We start from the raw sequence: 18,848 nt of genomic DNA, 5'->3' as shown, positions 1-18,848 counted from the left end.
TTGCAGATTGGGGAGTTTGCCGATCTGAAGGCTATCGAACACACGTTCACACAGTCAAGCAAAGTGTCAACATTGACACTGTGCCACAACGGCTTTCACACCCGCTCGGGTGTTTAGTTCATCGGGAGCATGGAGTCACCTAGGGGGGGGCACAGACAAGTTCCCGCGCCTCAGACCAGCCACTCGATGCTAATGAACTCAGAACTGAACGGCTTATTGCGTGAGCCAAGAGGAATCGGCTCAACCACGACACTCATCAACTCAGCAACGACCTTCCCGCGCAGATCAGGCCCTAACTCGGGCCACCGCTCAGCTACATTCTCACCAGAGAGAACCAACTCAGACAGCGGTGAACTAGTCCTAGCCGAAGCCAACTCGCGATCCACGGCGCCCATCTTCTCGTGAATCAACTCATTCGCCGCACGCATCTGCCCCCGATCCATGTCACCCTCAGCAAACGCAACCCCGACCGCTTGAAGCCGCGAACGGTACCCATCTCGCAAAGCTTGAAGGGCTGGCACGTCCACACCGTCACTTGGCCTGTCAACGATCAATCGCGCATCGGGACGCGACAAGCGTCCAACCACAAGCGCGGACACCACACCATCGAGCATTTCAGCGTTCCTGCTCAAATGCGCCTGTTTACTGCACTTATAAACGGATATGGCAGGCCTGCCCTTGTAACCTGGGCTCCTACCTATCGTCATTGGCGCCCCGCACTTCCCGCACGTGTAGACGCCCGACCCCTGCCAGCGCCGCTCATAGGACACCCCTCGAAACTTGCTCGATTCTGCGAGTACCGCAACCATCGCCCGCCAGTCCTCGGCATCAACGATCGGTTCCCATTTCCCAGTCCCGACAATCTCACCGCGATACTCAGCCAGACCAGCCAACGCAGGACGGTGCAGGGTTCGCCGAACCGTCGTAGTGATCCACGGCTTCCCCGAAGTCCCAGTAAGCCCACGCCCGTTCCAATCGCGGGTCACCGAACCAATGGACGCACCACCAAGCAACCGCGAAACGGCATCGCGGATAGCATCCGCCTCTTCTACCTGGTGAGTCATTCCGTCGCTCTCAAAGCCGAACCGTCTGCGTCCGCCCCTGAAAGTGCCTTCCGCCGCGCGCCGCGAGTGCGAAGCGGTCTGTCTTTCGATCATGTGCCCGACTTCGTGTCTGGCAGCAACGGCCAACATTCCTGCAACCATCTGTCCCGCTGAGGTAGATAGGTCGATGGTGCCTGATCGAACCGTCTCGATCCTGACCTTGTGTGTCGTGCAGATTTCCACGAACCGCTCTAGGTCGGAGAGACTTCTGTGCAGCCTGTCCGTGTGCCAGGCCACCACTGCGTCAGCCTTACCGGCAATCAAGTATTCGAGCATCGCTTCATAGCCAGGACGGCGTTTGCCTGAGTAGGCCGAAATGTCGTTGTCGCTGAATGTCTCGACAACAGTCCAGTCCAGGCGCTCAGCTAGCGCCAGGCACTCAGCATGTTGCTGTGCAACACCGTGGCCGTCGCCAGCAACGTCGGCTGAAATCCGCGTATATAGAATTGCCCTCACAGGCGGCACTCTACGTCATCACTTGACAAACGAATCGCCCGTCACCACGGTGTAGAGAATCGCTCCGAACGCGGCAGCGGCGATCGTGCCGATTGCGTACTCTGCCGTCGACATTCCATCGTCCTCGGCCGCGGCCAAGATCAATCTCATCTGAAACTCTCGAACCATCCTGTGCACCATGCCAATTCCTTCCCTCGACCTCCGCGACGGCGGTTCCGCCTCGGAATCCTCTGTGTCTCGTCACAGCGATCCTCGTGTGCTCACAGCAGTCCCCCACCCAGTACGTTCCCGGCGAGTCCGATGACGACGGGGACGATCCCGAGGCACACGAACGCCGGCAGAAAGCACAGGCCGAGCGGCCCACTGATCAACACCCCTGCACGTTCGGCCGCGGCTGCCGACGAATCCTCGGCCTGTGCACGCCGCGCCTCTGCGAGCTCGGAAATCCCCTGCGCCAAAGAGGCTCCCGATCTCGCGGATCTCCGCGCCATTCGCGCCAGCGACTCGATGTCGGGCCTAGCGGCCACGGGCTCCCACGCTGCAACCGGATCCGCGCCCAGCGCGAGCAGGTCTGCGGTGGTCCGCAATGCCCGCGCGAAGGGCTCCTTCGTCGAGTCGGAAACCGCAGCAGCTGCGACGCCCACCGGAAGTCCACCGCGCAAACATGCCGCCAACAGATCGAACGTGGTCGCAACCGAATGGGGGTCGGCAATGTCGGCGTCGTCTCCGCTCGTCTCGTCGTGAGGCTCTTTGGACGCAATACGAAAGACGTAGGAGGGTGCTGCCGGAATCACGACGAGAGACGCCGCCGCGCACGCCGCCGCCACCCACATCACCGGCATACCTTTTCGGTGATCGCATCGGTCCACATCAGCCCGGCGCACGCCAACATCGAGCCGAGTACCAAGAGAACTCCGCCCAGGCCCCCACCGAACAGCACACCGATCGGCGACGCCCCCATGAATTGACCAAGGATGACCCCGAGGACCGGCAGACCCGACAACACCGTTCCCGTCGCACGCGCACCCGCCAAGCTCGCCTCGGTTCGATCGCGAAACCGACTCCTGCCCAACAGGTCCTGCCGCGCTGCGCCGAGCAGGTCGGCAAGCCCCAATCCACGGGTGTCCGCAATGTGCCAGGCTGCGGACAATCGCGAGAGTTCCACGCGCACCGGCGAATCCTCGACGAGCAAGCCCGCACACGCATCACCGCCGAGACGCGCACGCCCGGCCGCGGTTCCGAAGGCGAGAGCCACGCTTCCGGTGCAATCGGCGGCAGCACTCGCACAGGCCAGCGCAGGATGCGACCCGACTCGGAGCTCACCGATGACGACGTCGAGTCCAGCGACGAGCGAGTCGAGTTCTCTGCGATGCGATCTACGCCGCTGAGCCTTCTTCCTCCGACGGACCACCGTTGCGCCGACGACAATGGCGGCGCAGAGCGCATGTAGGCCACCCGCCAACACGGCAAGGGCGAGCCCCACCGCTACCGTCGACGCGAGAACCATTGCCCGAGAGCGCGTTCGATCTACACGGTCGGTTTTTCCGACCAGCAACGAAGGCACTCGGACTCGTGGGCGCGGTAGCACCAGAAGTGCTGCCGCACAGGCGAGAGCACCCAGCGCGGTCACAATCGCGCCAACCGTTGCTCGAGGAGTGCGTCCAGCCGTTCTCGGCCGCGGTGCACACTGCCGTCCACACTCCACGCGGACACCATCTGCACGCGACCGGAATCATCGGGAACGACGACGGCGATCTCCCGCAACCGACGCCGGCCATCGAACGAGCGATGCACATGCAGGACCACTTGTACCGCGGCCGCGAGTTGACTGTGCAGAGCTGCACGATCCAAACCACCCAGTGCAGCAAGAGCTTCCAGGCGTGCGGGCACCTCGGCGGGAGAGTTGGCGTGAATCGTGCCCGCTCCGCCGTCGTGACCGGTGTTGAGCGCGGTGAGCAGGTCGACGACTTCTGCGCCGCGGACCTCTCCGACAACGAGCCTGTCCGGCCGCATGCGCAGCGCTTGACGGACAAGCTGCCGAACGGTGACCTCACCGACGCCCTCGACGTTGGGCGCCCGAGCAACCATGCGTACGACATGCGGATGCGACGGCGCCAACTCGGCAGCATCCTCGACGCACACGATGCGTTCGCTGCGCGCGACCTCGCCCAGCATGGCAGCCAACAACGTGGTCTTTCCCGCGCCGGTGCCGCCGATGACCAGAAATGCCAAGCGCGCCTCGATGATCCGCTTCACCAGATCGAGAGCACTCGGTTCGAGTGCTCCACGGTTTGCCAAAGCTCCGAGCCCCTGGGTGGTCGGACGCAACACGCGCAGCGACAGACAGGTACCGCCTCGCGCGACGGGCGACAGCACCGCGTGCAGTCGGACACCGAAGGTGCCGTCGCCCACTCCGGGTAGCTGCCCGTCGACCCACGGTTGAGCGTCGTCGAGCCGTCGGCCCGCGGACAGTGCCAGCCGCTGCGCGAGACGTCGTACCGCGGCCTCGTCGGCGAAACGGATGTCGGTGCGCTCGAGTCCCGCGCCGCGGTCGACCCACACTTCGTCCGGTGCCGTGACCAGGACGTCGGCGACACTGGCGTCGAGTAGCAGCGTCTCCAGCGGCCCGGCACCGGTCAACTCGGTCTGCAGGACTCGCAGCGCCGCCAAGAGATCGGTATCGCTCAGTACCCCGCCCGCTTCGATTCTGATGGCTGCAGCGACCAACGCGGGCGTCGGTTCACCTGCTGTGTGGACGAGACGGTCGCGAACACGGTCCAACAACTCCGGCGTGACGACGGCGCTCATGCCGCCCACCTCCTCGGCGCCGGCTTGCGAGCGAACGTCGCGAGGATCGACTCCGCGGCATCGGTGAGAGGCGATCGACGTCCTAGCCCCAGCCCTCCACGTTCGATCCGCTGCGCCAATCCCGGTTCGGGTCGCATAGTGGCCAGCAGCGGCAACCGGAGGGCGTCGGCGATGTCGGTGCCGCGCAATCCCCCGGGCGCGGGCCCTCGCACGACGAGTCCGACATTCGAATTACGGCCGCGGAGGTAGCCGAGAAGGTTCTCGGCACCCGCGATTGCGCTGATCTCGGCGGGGACGACCAACACCACCAGGTCTGCGGCGTCATGGAAGACGTCGGTGTGCGGACCGGGGTGCCGTGGAACGTCGCACACGACCAGATCTCCGGATCGGCGTCCGGCGTCGACCACTGCGGCACATGCTGTCGCATCCAGGCCCGAAGATCCCGAGTCCGCCCGGCCGGCCGACAGGACGGCCAGCGAATCGCTCGACGGCAACGCACTGTGTAAGGCGTCGCCGGAAATTCGGCCTGCCTCGACGACAAGTCCGGACCATCGCAAGCCAGCCCGATCCTCCCAGCCGAGCAGAAGATCGAGTCCTGGGCCGTAGCTGTCACCGTCCACCAACAGCGTTCGAGATCCGGCCGCGGACGCCGACAGTGCCAACGCCACGGCGAGCGTCGACGTTCCAGCACCGCCTCTGCCACCGACGACAGTGATGACTCCGCCGTCGCCCTCGGTCCGGTCGTGTTCTGTTCCGAGGAGCCCGATCAACGTTGCTTCGTCGTGCGGAAGTCCCAGGACGTGTGATGCTCCGACGGCAGTGGCAGCACGCCATTGCTCGACGCCCGGTTCTCCCCGGCCCAACACAAAAATCGCGTCGCGGCGGGGCAGTCTTCGGGACGAGGCCTCGCGAGCGTGGTCGACGTCGAGGAGTATCGCGTCGGCTTCATCCCACTCGATCCTGCTCGGCGGAGTCCCCGAACCAGCGTTACCGACTGGTAAGTTCCTTTCCAGCACAGCGCATTCGGCGGCCGCTGCGATCCTGAGTACTTCGTCGCGCAGTACCGGGTCGCCGGTGGACAACACGATCGGGCGCCGAGCCGGCGACTTGTCCTGGAATTCCATGGGTGCGAGCCTGCAGCGAATTGTGCTCGGAGAACACAGCGTTCATGCCGAATGGGGATAACTCGCAAGGTGTGGATGCAATTCTGCACACCCGTACCAATTCGCGACTTTCTCCTACAACGAGGACGACCCTCGCCAGGGGGGAGGAGGCGAGGGTCGTCGAGTTCAGCCCCGGGGGGTCGGGCTGAACTTGCCCGAACGAATCCGGACAGGTCGATACTACACCTGGCGAAGACGGTGTTTGCAAGTTCAACATTCGTTCTTACTCAGTGAGACAAACCGGGAAATCGCCGAAAAGTCGGACGCTCTATTCTTGAGACCGTGACCACCAGCGCCGGCATCGACAACGCCGAAACCCATCGCCCAGTTGGAATAATCGCCGCGTTCTTCGACCTGGACAAGACGATCATCGCCAAGTCGAGCACGCTCGCCTTCAGTAAACCGTTTTTCGATCAGGGACTGATAAACAGGCGAGCCGTACTCAAAAGCAGCTATGCGCAATTCTTGTTCCTGTTATCCGGTGCCGATCACGACCAAATGGAGCGAATGCGCGCCCATATCGCCGCAATGTCCGCCGGATGGGATGTCGAACAAATTCGATCGATCGTTGCAGAAACATTGCACGACATAGTGGATCCGTTGGTATTCGCCGAAGCGGCCGACTTGATCGCAGACCACAAACTCCGCGGACACGACATCGTGGTCGTCTCCGCATCCGGTGAGGAGATCGTCGGTCCGATCGCCGAAGCACTCGGTGCAGACTTCAGCACCGCCACGCAGATGGAGGTCGAGAACGGCCGATACAACGGAACCGTCGCGTTCTACTGCTACGGTGAGGGCAAGGTCGAAGCGATGAACGCACTCGCGGAGTCCCGAAATTACGACCTGTCAAGGTGTTTCGCGTATTCGGACTCGATCACAGACCTCCCCATGCTGCATGCCGTGGGCAATCCGACTGCCGTCAATCCCGATCGTGCGCTTCGCAAGGAGGCCGCGTCGCTCGGCTGGCCGATTCTGACTTTTTCCAATCCGGTCTCACTTCGATCACGTATCCAAGCACCATCGGGCACAACCGTGGCGGCAAGTGCCGCAGTCTTTTTCAGTGCACTGCTGGCCGGGACGGTTACTTACGGATTGTTGAAAAGAAAACGGTGACGCACCCCTTGCTGTGAGCGCCGTCACGGGGTACAAATGACTTACGGAAGAACGGAAGGCCAAGATCGAACCGGAAGAGAAGGTTCCCTCTCCCAACCGCGATTCCCAGCACGGACACCAGGCACCCACGCTGAGCTCGCCGCTGACATGGCAAAAGCGCTGTGGGTCTGCGAGATTCGGGAAGTAGCAGCAAGAACCCTGCACCGGTTGCAGGGATGACCTCCTACCTCACCGGACCATCGCCGAGGCCATGCGATCCTCGTGATCGTGACAGCCCACCAATGCACGCTTGGTTACCCGGCAGTCCGTGCTAACGGGCGGCGAAGTCGACTCAGGTCGGCGGCGCCGCCCTTTTGACTGCGCCGACACAGTCCTCCGTACGCCGGGCAAGGTGTTACTTGTTGGAGACTGCAGCCTCAGCGATCGACGTCGCTTCCATCGCCCCGGCCTCGAGTGCACCGCAGCAGAGAATGACCCAGCTGCCGACACCGGTGGCAGTACCGGAAGCGAACCCCGCCGCTCCGTCTCGGTAGGCCTGAGATCGGCGGAGCCAACTCACTTCGGGTACTCCGAGATTGTGCGGGTCCAAACCCGAAGACGCGGCCACGAGCCGAGACGCTGCCCGGGCGACGACACCATCGGCCGACTCGAAGGGCTTCAACGTCAACAGCTCACCGTGCACGATCGCCGCGATGACCGGCGCCGGGGCGGAAGATCCACCGGTGACCAGCTGGGCCAGGAAGTCCAGACGCTCACCGATCCCGCCGTCCGAACGTGGTCGCCCGAGTGCGGACTGGTCCTCGACCAGGTCTGCCGCGGCAAGCAGATGGAGTCGAGCGAGCGCCTGAAGCGGCGCGCTCTTCCACGTCGTCAGCATGATCGACAGCGCATCCCCGTCGAGCGCCGCACCTACCCGCAAAGCACCTGCCAGAATCGGGTCGCCGTCCTCACCTTCGCGCGGGAAGTCCATCGATCCGCCTTCGAGGGCGGACGACGATCGAGCAGCGCGCACTGCGGCTTCTGCGGCCGTGGCAGGCCAGCCCCGGCGGTTCGTCTTGTGCCGATGTACTGCTCCGAGTGCGTCGCGGGCTCGCTCGGCGGCGTCGATGACACCGGGGAGTTCGAGCAGCGGGGCGAGAGGGTCCGTCACGATAGGCGACGGTACCCCCTCGCAGGCAGGAGCGGACTCGCCGGACTGCCCCAGCCGACCGTCATACGCCGAGCTGGACCGAACCGCCGGGGATGGCGGCGAGCAGGCGCTGCGTGTACTCCTGCTGCGGGTTGTCGAACACCTCGTCGGTCGTGGCCGCCTCGACGATCTCTCCCGATCGCATGACGAGCACGTCATCGGCGATCTGTCGCACCACGGCAAGGTCGTGCGTGATGAAGAGATATGTCAGACCGAGCTCGGCCTGCAGATCGTTCAACAAGGAGAGAATCTGCGCCTGAACGAGAACGTCGAGAGCCGACACGGCCTCATCGCAGATCACCATCTCCGGCGAGAGAGCCAGCGCGCGCGCAATAGCTACGCGTTGGCGCTGGCCACCGGAAAGCTCGTTCGGGAATCGGCGCATGACCGAAGTCGGCAACGCCACCTTGTCCAACAGGTCACGGACCCGAGCTTCGCGCTCTTTCTTGCTGCCGACCTTGTGAGTCCGCAGCGGCTCCTCGATAGTGCGGTAGATCGAGTACATCGGATCCAGCGACCCATAGGGGTTCTGGAAGATCGGCTGTACACGACGTCGGAACGCGAAGGCATCCTTGTTGTTCAAGCCCGCGACGTCACGTCCGTCGAACTCGACGGACCCGGCCGTCGGCTCCAAGAGACCCAGGACCATCTGTGCCACAGTCGATTTACCGGATCCTGATTCACCGACGATGGCGGTCGTCGTGCCTCTTGCAACGGTGAACGAGACGTCCTTGACGGCAGTGAACACCGTCGACTTGAATGGACTGCCACCACGAAGCTTGAACTCCTTCGTCAGCTTGTCGACCACGAGAACAGTATCTTTTGCCGGTTCGAAATCGCCTTCACCGTGGACAGTTTTCTCGGCGGCGACCTCCTCGGCAGCTTGCTTCGCATGCGCGACGATGTCCCCACGCACCACCGAGGACTTCAGCCGTTGCGACGCAAGCGATGGCGCCGCAGCGACCAACTTCTGGGTGTACGGATGCTGCGGATTCTGCAGAATCTCGAGCGCCGGGCCGGATTCCACGATTCGACCCTTGCTCATGACGACCAGATGAGACGCCCGCTCGGCAGCGAGGCCGAGGTCGTGGGTGATGAGTAGAACCGCTGTGCCCAGTTCCTTCGTCAGCCCTTCGAGGTGATCGAGAATCTGACGCTGGACCGTGACATCGAGAGCGGAGGTGGGCTCGTCGGCAATCAGCAGTTTGGGTCGCGCGGACAATCCGATTGCGATCAACGCCCGCTGGCGCATACCACCGGAGAATTCGTGCGGGTACTGATTGACACGCTTCTCCGAGTCAGTCAGCCCAGCCTCGTCGAGGAGTTCGACGGCACGGGCTCGTGCCGCTTTTCCCTTGGCGATTCCGTTGGCCGCCAACGCTTCTTCGATCTGGTAGCCAATTTTCCACACCGGGTTCAGGTTCGACATCGGATCCTGCGGAACCAACCCGATCTGGCTTCCGCGGATCGCGACGAAGTCCTTCTCCTTCGCATTCGTCAAATTCTTTCCGTCGAACCAGATCTCGCCCGCGGTCACCTTGCCGGTGCCCGGTAGGAGATTGATGATCGCGTGTGCGGTCGTGGATTTGCCACTGCCGGACTCGCCCACGATCGCTACAGTCTGGCCGGGATAGACCGTCAGGCTGACGCCGCGAACAGCTGGTACCGCACCGGAATTGGACTGAAACGACACCTCGAGATCCTTGATGTCGAGCAACGGCTGCTCACTCATCGCAACTTCTCCTTCGTGTTCGCTCATCGCTTCCGGGCCTTGGGATCGAGGGCGTCGCGCAACGCATCGCCCATCATGATGAAGCCCAACACTGTGATCGCCAGTGCGGCAGCGGGATAGAACAGAATTGTCGATCCCTGACGAAGGGTGACCTGGGCTGCGCTGATATCGCCACCCCAGGACACTTCGGTGGGCGGCAAACCGATTCCGAGGAACGACAGGGTGGCCTCGGCGACGATGAAGGTGCCGAGCGAAATCGTCGTGATGACGATGATCGGCGCCATCGAGTTCGGCAGGACATGCCGAATCAAGGTGCGCACCTTCGATACTCCAAGAGCGCGAGATGCCATGACGTAGTCGTTGCTCTTAGCCGACAACACCGCTCCACGCGTGATGCGGGCCATCTGCGGCCAGCCGAACAACGCCAGCACCACGATGACGGTGAAGATCGTCCGGTCGGTGAACAACTGCATGAGCACGATCGCGGCGAGGATGAGCGGGACACCGAAGAAGATGTCCGTCAACCGTGACAGCAGAGAGTCGGCCCAGCCGCCGTAGAAACCCGCGAAGGCACCGAAGAGAACTCCGACCATGACTACCAGGAACGTAACGCCTACACCGGTGACCACCGACGCCCGCGCTCCGAAGATGACACGGGAGTAGATGTCGCAACCTTGACGGTCGAACCCGAAAATGTGACCGGTTCCGGGGCCCTGCATGCTGAACGCCAGGTCGCAGTACCGCGGATCGGTATTCGTGAACAGGCTCGGAAACGCTGCGACCAAGATGACCACGAAGATGATGATGGCCGAGATGATGAAGAGCGGGCGCTTGCGCAGACTGTGCCAAGCATCCTTCCAGATACTCGTGGGAGCCTCGTCGATGTTCACGACGTCGGTCTGGCTGACGTCGACAACTTCGTCGGATTCCACGAAGCGTGCTTGACGGACCTCACGTCCGCCTTCGGGAGTCGTGTTAGGCATAGCGGATCCTTGGGTCGAGCGCGGCGTACAGGAGGTCGACGACGAGATTCGCGATGAGGTAGACCACGATCAGGACCGTCACGAACGAGACGACCGTGGGCGCCTCGCCCCTGATCACAGCCTGGTAGATGGTGCCACCGACGCCGTTGATGTTGAAGATGCCCTCGGTGATGATCGCGCCACCCATGAGTGCAGCAAGATCGGCACCGAGAAACGTGACGACGGGGATCAACGAGTTGCGTAGCACGTGGACGTTGACGACCCGAGCGCGTGAAAGACCCTTGGCTGTCGCTGTTCTGACGAAGTCGGCGCTGAGATTCTCTGCCACCGAGGTACGGGTCAGCCGGACCACGTAGGCGAACGACACCGAACCGAGCACGAACGCCGGCAGCAGCAGGTTCTTGAAACTCGTGTTTCCACCGACGGTGGGAGGCACTATGCCCCACTTGATCCCGATGAAGAACTGTGCAAGGAAGCCGATGACGAAGATCGGGACGGCGATGATGACGAGGCTGACGAGGAGGACCGAGCTGTCGAACAGCTTGCCCTTACGGAGACCGGCGATGAGACCGAAGCCGACACCGAAGACACCTTCGATCACGAGTGCCATGGCAGCAAGTTTCGCGGTGATCGGGAACGCTTGCAGCAGAACCTCACTGACCGGGCGACCCGAGAACGACATACCGAAGTCGAAGGTGAAGATGCCCTTGAGATAAAGCAGATACTGCACGATGAACGGCTGGTCGAGGTTGTAGCGAGCGCGCAGCTGGTCGGCCACCGCGGGGCTGATCGCCTTGTCTCCGGCGAGCGCAGCAATCGGGTCCCCTGGGAGCAGGAAGACCATTGCGTAGATCAGGAATGTGGCCCCGATGAAAACGGGAACCATCTGAAGTATTCGGCGTCCGATGTACCAGAGCACCGGATCACCTCCTTAGGAGGAAGGAGGACGTCACAGCGGTATTCAGCGTGGGCGTCGTACGAGGCAAGCGAGGCAAGCAGCCGAGCAGGGCAGTAGGCAACAGGCCTACTGCCCTGCTCGGCTGAATCAAGAGCCGTGAGAGAAGATCAGTTCTTCTCGATCTGGCTGTAGATCGGGACTCCGTCCCAACCGATCTTGACGTTGGTGACATTCTCCGACCATCCACTGGCTGCGTTGCGGTACCAGGTCGGTACTGCAGGCAGATCGTTCAGAAGGATCTCCTGTGCCTGGTTGATCAGGTCCTGCGCCTTGTCCTTGTCGGTCTCGCCTGCAGACTCACGCAGCAGACGATCGAACTCGGGGTTGGAGTACTCGCCGTCGTTGGAGCTGCCACCGGTCTGGTAGTTCTGAGCAAGGAAACCGTACTGCTGCGGGTAGTCACCCTGCCAGCCCGATCGGAACGCCGTCGGGATGGTGCGGTTGGTGGCTTCGGTCCGCAACTGCGCGAACGTCGGGTAGGGAGCGCCCTGTGCCTCGATACCGAGGGTGTTGCGGATGCTGTTGCTGACTGCGTCGACCCATTCCTGGTGTCCGCCATCGGAGTTGTAGGCGATGGCGAAGCTGCCGGACCACGGCGCAATGGCGTCGGCCTGCGCCCACAGCGCCTTGGCGCCGTCCTTGTCGTAGTCGACGTTGTCGACGTCACTGAGATCCCCGGTCCAGCCTGCGATGGCGGGGCTGGTGAAATCCTGTGCAGGCGTGCGGGTGTTGTTGAAGATCTGCTTGGTGATCTGATCGCGATCGATCGCCTTGGAGATCGCCTGACGACGCAGCACACCCTCTTCGCCACCGAAGTGCGGCAGACGGCCCGGGATGGTGAAGGTTTCGATGCTCGCGGACGGCTGATTGACCGTACGGCCGGGCAGATCCGACTCGAACGTCGTCACTGCACTGGACGGGACCTGATCGAGGACGTCGACGTTGTTCGACAAAAGATCCGTGTACGCGGTGTCGAGGTTGCTGTAGAGCATGAAGTTTATGCCGCCGTTGGCGGGCTTGCGATTGCCGTCGTAGTCCGGATTGGTCACCAGATCGATGCGGACGTTGTGCTGCCACGCACCTTCCTGCGCAAACTTGTACGGTCCGTTGCCGATCGGGTTCTCCCCGAACGCTGCTATGTCGGCGTATGCGACCTCGGGCAGCGGGTAGTACGCGGCGAAGCCGAGGCGATCGGGGAACGCTGCCTCGGGCTGCTCGAGCTCGATGGTGAACGTCTTGTCGTCGACGACCTTCAGGCCTGACATCGTCTGGACCGTCGGGTTCTCGGCAGCGACCTCGTCGTAGCCGAGAATCGGGTCGAAGAACGAGCCTTGCAGCTGCGCATTGGTGGACAGCGCGCCGTAGTTCCAGGCGTCGACGAAGGATTTCGCTGTCACCGGCGTGCCGTTGGTGAACTCCCAGCCGTCCTTCAACGTCACGGTGTAGTTCTGGCCGTCGGCGGAGTCGATCGAGTCGGCGACCTCGTTCTCGATACCGCCCTCGGGGGTGTACGAAACCAGTCCGGCGAAGACCGAGTCCACGACTCGCCCACCGGTGTTTTCACTCGTATTGGTGGGAACCAGCGGATTCTGCGGCTCACCACTCCACGCGTTGATGATTGCAGCGCCGTCACCGGATCCACCGCCGCTGGTCGAATCACTCGATGAGCACGCCGTCACCAGCGCCGCTCCCACGACAACTGCTACCGCAGCTGTCGCGATGCGTGTTTTGCGCAAGACAAATCCTCCATCTTTGGTTTGACCACAGTGTCAGCCATGGTCGACCCCGGGGCGTCACGCCCACGGGGTATGTGGGGCGACCGCCGGCCACAGCTCGATGAGCCGAAGCAACGATCCAATGGTTGAAACTTTAGACACACCCTGAAACGAACCTGTGAACTCCCCCAGAAACACGAGACCCCCACACGGGCCCGCAACATGTTCGAAACGATTCGGCAACCGAATTCCCACGAGGTGAGAGCCATCTCCCCGCCAGCCCCTCCGATCGTGCAGTGTGGAGTACCGCCCACCGCTCGAAACCTACCGATCACCGCAGATCAGAGGGTTGCAGGCGGATGCAACGATGCGACAGCCCTCACATGTGACTACCCTCACAAGGGCTCGCGCGGAGGCTGCAGAGCAACTGTTCAGCTCGTTCGTGACGGCACGGACAACTGCCCGAGCGCGAAGAGAACCACGACGAAAGAGAGCCATTCGAGATGACGACCAGTACCTCCGGTGACCACGACATTGCCGCCGAGGAGACCTACCCGCCGTCTGCAGAATTCGCCGCGCAGGCGAACGCCACAGCGGATCTCTACGACGTCGCCGCCAAGGACCGCCTCGCCTTCTGGGCCGAGCAGGCACGCCGACTGCACTGGCATACCCCGTTCACCGAAGTGCTCGACTGGTCCGATGCCCCCGTCGCCAAATGGTTCGCCGACGGAAAGCTCAACGTCGCCTACAACTGCGTCGATCGCCACGTCCTCGACGGCCACGGTGAGCAGGTTGCCATTCACTGGGAAGGCGAACCCGGTGACAGCCGCGACCTCACCTACGCCGACCTGCTCGCAGAGGTCAGTCAAGCGGCCAATACCCTGACCGACCTCGGACTGGTCTCCGGCGACCGCGTCGCCATCTACATGCCGATGGTCCCCGAAGCCATCATCTCGATCCTCGCCTGCGCCCGCCTGGGCCTGATGCATTCCGTCGTCTTCGCCGGCTACTCCGCCACGGCACTGCGTTCACGCATCGACGACGCCGAAGCCAAACTCGTCATCACCACGGACGGGCAGTGGCGCCGCGGTAAGCCCGCGCCGATCAAGGACACCGTCGACACCGCCGTCGACGGCGCACAAGGCAGTGCCTTCGAGAACGCTGCCGCGTCGGTCGAACACGTGCTGGTCGTCAAGCGGACCGACTCCGAGGTCGCCTGGACCGAAGGCCGCGACATCTGGTGGCACGAGAGCGTCGCTCAGGCTTCGAAAGAGCATGAGGCTCAGCCGTTCCCGGCCGAGCACCCACTGTTCATTCTCTACACCTCCGGCACTACGGGTAAGCCGAAGGGCATCGTGCACACTTCCGGTGGCTACCTGACTCAGACCTCGTACACGCACCACAATGTGTTCGACCACAAGCCAGGCAAGGATGTCTACTGGTGCACCGCCGACGTCGGTTGGGTTACCGGCCACTCGTACATCGTCTACGGTCCGCTCTCGAACCGCGCGACGCAGGTCGTCTACGAGGGCACCCCGAATTCCCCTGACGAGCACCGGCATTGGAATGTCATCGAGAAGTACAAGGTCTCGATCTACTACACCTCCCCCACTCTCGTGCGTACATTCATGAAGTGGGGCAAAGAGATTCCCGAGGCACACGACCTGACGTCGATCCGGCTGCTCGGCTCCGTCGGTGAACCGATCAACCCGGAGGCGTGGCGTTGGTTCCGCGACGTCGTAGGCGGCGGTACCGCACCCATCGTCGACACCTGGTGGCAGACCGAAACAGGTGCGATCATGATTTCACCGCTTCCCGGCGTGACATCCACCAAGCCCGGCTCCGCGATGGCCCCGCTTCCGGGGATCTCCGCCAAGATCGTCGACGACGACGCAAAGCCACTGGGCAATGGCGGCAACGGATATCTGATCCTCGACGAGCCGTGGCCGGCGATGCTCCGCGGCATCTGGGGTGACATGGAGCGATACAAGGACACGTACTGGTCCCGCTATGCCGAAGAAGGCTGGTACTTCGCGGGCGACGGCGCCAAGTTCGACGAGGACGGCGCATTGTGGGTTCTCGGACGCGTCGACGATGTCATGAACGTCTCGGGCCACCGGATCTCCACCTCCGAGGTGGAATCAGCGCTCGTGAGCCATCACGGCGTCGCCGAGGCGGCAGTTGTCGGTGCTGCCGACGAGACCACCGGTCAGGGCATCGTCGCGTTCGTGATCCTGCGCGCAGGCATCGAGAACACCGGTGACGACCTGATCGCGGAGCTCAAAGCTCAGGTATCGAAGGAGATTTCGCCGATTGCTCGCCCCCGCGAGATCTCGATCGTTCCCGAACTCCCCAAGACTCGCTCCGGCAAGATCATGCGACGCTTGCTGCGCGATGTCGCCGAAGGCCGCGAACTGGGTGACGTCTCGACTCTCGTCGATCCGAAGGTCTTCGATTCGATCAAGAAGGGTCGCTAGCGACCGGTGAATGGGCATACTTCCTTCGAGGGATGTATGCCCATTCACGGCTAGTCCGTCAGTGACTGATCGCGGGTTTCCTTCATCAGGATCAACGCGATCAACGTCAGCACCGCGGCGACCGCAAGGTAGACCCCGACCCATCCGACGCCATAGCTGCTCACCAGCCAGGTCGCGATGAACGGCGCCACTGCCGCACCGAGGATCGACGCGGTGTTGTACGAGATTCCCGAGCCCGTGTAGCGCACGTTGGTCGGGAAGAGTTCGGGCAGCACGGCACTCATCGGACCGAAGGTCAGACCCATCAATCCGAGTCCGATGCACATGAACACGAGCATCCGACCGGCTGTCGCGCTTTCCGGTGCGGCGAACCAGTGGAACGACAGACCGAACGCAATGATCGCAATCGTGACGATGATGAGGGTCGGGCGCCGACCGTATTTGTCGGCGAGCAAACCTGCCACCGGAATCAGTGCCGCGAAGAAGAGCACTGCGATCAGCTGAAGTTCGAGGAAATCGGTGTACGCGATGGTGATCTTCGGGCCACCTGCGTCGGAGACTTTGCCGGTGCCGTAACTGACCACCCAGGTCGTCATGATGTAGAAGAGCGTGTAAGTGGCGAGCATGATGAACGTGCCGAGGATCAGCTGGCGCCAGCTCGTACGGAAGACCTGGGCGAGTGGAGTCTTCACCTTCTGCCCACGCGCGACGGCCAACTTGAACACCGGCGTCTCTTCCAGTTTGAGTCGCACGTACAGACCGATGATGACGATGACGGCGCTCAGCAGGAACGGCACACGCCATCCCCACGTGAGGAATGCGTGGTCCGTTGCGGAGTTTGCGGAGTCGTAGCCGGTGATGACGACCAACAGCAGAAAGATCCCGTTGGCGAAGAAGAAACCGATCGGCGCACCCAATTGCGGATACATCGCGGCCCAGGCTCGCTTGCCGGGCTTGGCTGTTTCGGTCGCGAGCAATGCTGCGCCGCTCCACTCGCCGCCGAGTCCCACACCCTGCGTGAACCGCATGATCGCGAGCAGTGCGGGCGCCCACAGGCCTGCCGCTGCATAGGTGGGCAGCAATCCGATCGCGAAGGTCGCCGCGCCCATCGTCAGCAGTGAACCCACGAGCGTCGCTTTACGCCCGATGCGATCGCCGAAATGGCCGAACAGAACCGATCCGACGGGGCGTGCGACGAAAGCGAGTCCGAACGTCGCGAACGATGCCAGCAGCGCGGTCGTCTCGTTGCCCGCGGGGAAGAACAGCTTGGGGAAGACCAATACTGCGGCAGTCGCGTAGATGTAGAAGTCGAAGAATTCGATCGACGTGCCGACCATGGATGCGACGACGATACGAGACCGTGGTACCTCCGGGGCAGCAGCGGTGCCGTCGCTTGGGACGGCCGAGGTAGTGCTCACGGTTAGGACTCCTGAAGAGGGGGGTATGTAGAACGCAAATTACCTGATGAAAACCTGAGAATTACAGTCGATGCCCGAATACACCGACGAAGCATTCACCGTTAATCTGAGAGCGCCATCACAGGGCGAGCTCCGACTGTGAGGCAGAGTGCGTCGGGTCGGCACTAGTGTTAACCGAAGAATGCAGTCGAGACGGCGTCGCAAGGCGACATCTCGGAATCAATCAGCACCAGCAAGTGGAGGGGTCGAGAAGTTGAGCGTGACCAATCGCGGTAATGGCAGTGCTTATCCGGACGGGGTGCCGAACACGATTTCGTCCATTCCACTGACGGAAGTAGACCACCGCGCACCAGGTACCGGCAGCATCGGGAACCTTGTCAAGGATGCGACGACGCAGGTGTCGACGCTGGTCCGCGCCGAGGTCGCACTGGCCAAGGCCGAGGTCACGGGCGAGATCAAGAAGGGCCTACAGGGCAGCCTCTTCTTCATCCTTGCTCTGGCAGTCGTCGTCTTCAGCGCATTTTTCTTCTTCTTCTTCTTGGCCGAGACACTCGATATCTGGTTGCCGCGGTGGGCCGCCTTCCTCATCGTGTTCGTTTTCATGCTGCTCGTGGCTGCCCTGCTCGGGTTCCTCGGCTACCGGCGCGTCAAGAAGCTCCGTAAGCCGGAGAAGACGATCGAATCGCTCAAGCAGGCCTCGACTGTCCTGCCGCACCAGCACGGGTCGACACCGGCAATTCCCGGGTACAAGCAATAGCGACGTCGGTAGCGGGGCAAGAAAGAATGACTCGGCCTGATCCGTCCACTGTTCGGTTCGCCGGTCCGTGGACACACCGCGACATTCATGCCAACGGCATCCGGTTCCACGTCGTCGAGACCGACGACGCGCCTGCCGATGCCCCGCTCGTAGTTCTACTGCACGGCTTCGCAGATTTCTGGTGGTCGTGGCGTCACCAATTGACCTCGCTGACCGAGGCAGGGTTCCGCGCTGTGGCTGTCGACCTCCGTGGATACGGAGACACCGACAAGCCACCGCGTGGATACGACGGGTGGACGCTGGCCGGCGATGTCGTCGGCTTGATCCGAGCGCTGGGATACGGCGAGGCGACTCTCGTCGGGCACGCCGATGGCGGTCTGGTGTGCTGGGCTACTGCCGCGCTGCATCCCCGAATGGTCCGGTCGATCGGGTTGGTCGGGTCCCCGCATCCCATCGCGTTGCGCCGGGCAGTCCTGCGCAACAAGGCCCAACGAGCTGCACTGCTCCCGCAGTTCTTGCGATACCAGGTGCCGCTGGTGCCCGAACGCACGCTGACCAAACACAACGGCGCCGCCGTCGAGCAACTCCTCCGAGCGCGGTCGGGAGCCGGCTGGCAGGACTCGGACGAGTTCGTCGAGGCAGCGACGCAGATGCGCTCGGCGATGTGTATTCCAGGAGCGGCACACAGCGCCTTGGAGTACCAACGATGGGCATTTCGAAGTCAATTTCGTTCCGACGGACGGAAGTTCATGCAAGCCATGGACACCCGGTTGCGTATTCCGGTATTCCAGATCAGAGGCGAACTCGATCCGTACGTGCTACCTCGATCGGTAGCCACCGAGACCCGCTGGGCTCCTGATCAGCGCTTACACACCGTGCTCGGGGCCGGTCATTACGCGCATCAGGAAGCTCCTGCCGAAGTCACCGCACAGTTGTTGGCCTTGTTGGCGCTCTAGGTTCGACGCGTACCCCG

At 62.5% G+C, this 18,848-nt stretch carries 16 protein-coding genes; 4 read left to right on the top strand and 12 right to left on the bottom strand.

Going from position 1 to position 18,848, the window contains the following annotated elements:
• Positions 1 to 170: 170 nt before the first annotated feature.
• The 6 genes from O1W68_RS07670 to ssd form a co-directional block, all read right to left on the bottom strand.
• Entirely contained in the window at positions 171 to 1,559 is a 1,389-nt protein-coding gene (locus O1W68_RS07670; protein ID WP_269302375.1) for a recombinase family protein, read from the bottom strand.
• A gap of 18 nt (positions 1,560 to 1,577) precedes the next feature.
• Positions 1,578 to 1,739, bottom strand: a complete 162-nt coding sequence (locus tag O1W68_RS07665) for a DUF4244 domain-containing protein (protein WP_269302373.1) — start codon at positions 1,737 to 1,739, stop codon at positions 1,578 to 1,580.
• Between the two features lie 80 nt (positions 1,740 to 1,819).
• Positions 1,820 to 2,401, bottom strand: coding sequence for a type II secretion system F family protein (locus tag O1W68_RS07660; RefSeq protein WP_269302371.1), 582 nt, complete (start codon positions 2,399 to 2,401; stop codon positions 1,820 to 1,822).
• A complete protein-coding gene (locus O1W68_RS07655; protein ID WP_442972310.1) occupies positions 2,392 to 3,192 on the bottom strand; it encodes a type II secretion system F family protein in 801 nt (266 codons plus the stop codon). The genes O1W68_RS07660 and O1W68_RS07655 overlap by 10 nt, the downstream gene beginning before the upstream one ends.
• A complete protein-coding gene (locus tag O1W68_RS07650) occupies positions 3,186 to 4,367 on the bottom strand; it encodes a TadA family conjugal transfer-associated ATPase (protein ID WP_269302367.1) in 1,182 nt (393 codons plus the stop codon). The genes O1W68_RS07655 and O1W68_RS07650 overlap by 7 nt, the downstream gene beginning before the upstream one ends.
• Positions 4,364 to 5,491 (bottom strand): septum site-determining protein Ssd, encoded by a 1,128-nt coding sequence (gene ssd / locus O1W68_RS07645; RefSeq protein ID WP_269302365.1) that lies wholly within the window; start codon positions 5,489 to 5,491, stop codon positions 4,364 to 4,366. The genes O1W68_RS07650 and ssd overlap by 4 nt, the downstream gene beginning before the upstream one ends.
• Before the next feature lie 321 nt (positions 5,492 to 5,812).
• Here ssd and O1W68_RS07640 point away from each other — a divergent pair, with 321 nt between their 5' ends.
• The gene (locus O1W68_RS07640) at positions 5,813 to 6,646 is read left to right on the top strand and encodes an HAD-IB family hydrolase (protein ID WP_269302363.1); all 834 of its coding nucleotides are present in this window, start codon (positions 5,813 to 5,815) and stop codon (positions 6,644 to 6,646) included.
• Between the two features lie 394 nt (positions 6,647 to 7,040).
• Here O1W68_RS07640 and O1W68_RS07635 read toward each other — a convergent pair whose 3' ends face one another.
• The 5 genes from O1W68_RS07635 to O1W68_RS07615 form a co-directional block, all read right to left on the bottom strand.
• On the bottom strand, positions 7,041 to 7,796 hold the full coding sequence (locus O1W68_RS07635; protein WP_269302361.1) for an oxidoreductase: 756 nt from the start codon (positions 7,794 to 7,796) through the stop codon (positions 7,041 to 7,043).
• 61 nt (positions 7,797 to 7,857) lie between these two features.
• The gene (locus O1W68_RS07630) at positions 7,858 to 9,567 is read right to left on the bottom strand and encodes a dipeptide ABC transporter ATP-binding protein (RefSeq protein ID WP_269302359.1); all 1,710 of its coding nucleotides are present in this window, start codon (positions 9,565 to 9,567) and stop codon (positions 7,858 to 7,860) included.
• Between the two features lie 23 nt (positions 9,568 to 9,590).
• Positions 9,591 to 10,550 (bottom strand): ABC transporter permease, encoded by a 960-nt coding sequence (locus tag O1W68_RS07625; RefSeq protein ID WP_269302357.1) that lies wholly within the window; start codon positions 10,548 to 10,550, stop codon positions 9,591 to 9,593.
• Positions 10,543 to 11,469, bottom strand: coding sequence for an ABC transporter permease (locus O1W68_RS07620; RefSeq protein WP_269302355.1), 927 nt, complete (start codon positions 11,467 to 11,469; stop codon positions 10,543 to 10,545). Before O1W68_RS07620 ends, O1W68_RS07625 begins: the two co-directional genes overlap by 8 nt.
• Before the next feature lie 146 nt (positions 11,470 to 11,615).
• Positions 11,616 to 13,244: a peptide ABC transporter substrate-binding protein gene (locus tag O1W68_RS07615; protein ID WP_269302354.1), complete on the bottom strand. Its 1,629-nt coding sequence runs from the start codon at positions 13,242 to 13,244 to the stop codon at positions 11,616 to 11,618.
• Between the two features lie 482 nt (positions 13,245 to 13,726).
• On the opposite strand from O1W68_RS07615, the gene acs reads away from it, so the two are divergent.
• Positions 13,727 to 15,700: an acetate--CoA ligase gene (gene acs / locus O1W68_RS07610; protein ID WP_269302352.1), complete on the top strand. Its 1,974-nt coding sequence runs from the start codon at positions 13,727 to 13,729 to the stop codon at positions 15,698 to 15,700.
• A gap of 50 nt (positions 15,701 to 15,750) precedes the next feature.
• On the opposite strand, the gene O1W68_RS07605 is transcribed toward acs, so the two are convergent.
• The gene (locus O1W68_RS07605) at positions 15,751 to 17,118 is read right to left on the bottom strand and encodes an MFS transporter (protein WP_269302350.1); all 1,368 of its coding nucleotides are present in this window, start codon (positions 17,116 to 17,118) and stop codon (positions 15,751 to 15,753) included.
• Positions 17,119 to 17,371: 253 nt separating this feature from the next.
• On the opposite strand from O1W68_RS07605, the gene O1W68_RS07600 reads away from it, so the two are divergent.
• Both O1W68_RS07600 and O1W68_RS07595 read left to right on the top strand, forming a co-directional pair.
• Positions 17,372 to 17,875: a phage holin family protein gene (locus O1W68_RS07600; protein ID WP_269302348.1), complete on the top strand. Its 504-nt coding sequence runs from the start codon at positions 17,372 to 17,374 to the stop codon at positions 17,873 to 17,875.
• A gap of 26 nt (positions 17,876 to 17,901) precedes the next feature.
• Complete coding sequence (locus O1W68_RS07595) at positions 17,902 to 18,831, top strand: alpha/beta fold hydrolase (protein ID WP_269302347.1); 930 nt, start codon at positions 17,902 to 17,904, stop codon at positions 18,829 to 18,831.
• Positions 18,832 to 18,848 lie beyond the last annotated feature (17 nt).

Source organism: Rhodococcus sp. H36-A4, from assembly GCF_027158005.1.
Taxonomy (GTDB): domain Bacteria; phylum Actinomycetota; class Actinomycetes; order Mycobacteriales; family Mycobacteriaceae; genus Rhodococcoides.
This window is presented reverse-complemented; position numbering and strand designations above follow the sequence as displayed.

Excerpts from the sequence above, each read along its gene's own strand:
- acs (WP_269302352.1), top strand. The coding sequence starts at position 13,727 with ATGACGACCAGTACCTCCGGTGACCACGACATTGCCGCCGAGGAGACC.
- O1W68_RS07630 (WP_269302359.1), bottom strand. The coding sequence starts at position 9,567 with ATGAGTGAGCAGCCGTTGCTCGACATCAAGGATCTCGAGGTGTCGTTT.
- O1W68_RS07625 (WP_269302357.1), bottom strand. The coding sequence starts at position 10,550 with ATGCCTAACACGACTCCCGAAGGCGGACGTGAGGTCCGTCAAGCACGC.
- O1W68_RS07595 (WP_269302347.1), top strand. The coding sequence starts at position 17,902 with ATGACTCGGCCTGATCCGTCCACTGTTCGGTTCGCCGGTCCGTGGACA.
- O1W68_RS07660 (WP_269302371.1), bottom strand. The coding sequence starts at position 2,401 with ATGCCGGTGATGTGGGTGGCGGCGGCGTGCGCGGCGGCGTCTCTCGTC.
- O1W68_RS07665 (WP_269302373.1), bottom strand. The coding sequence starts at position 1,739 with ATGGTGCACAGGATGGTTCGAGAGTTTCAGATGAGATTGATCTTGGCC.
- O1W68_RS07650 (WP_269302367.1), bottom strand. The coding sequence starts at position 4,367 with ATGAGCGCCGTCGTCACGCCGGAGTTGTTGGACCGTGTTCGCGACCGT.
- ssd (WP_269302365.1), bottom strand. The coding sequence starts at position 5,491 with ATGGAATTCCAGGACAAGTCGCCGGCTCGGCGCCCGATCGTGTTGTCC.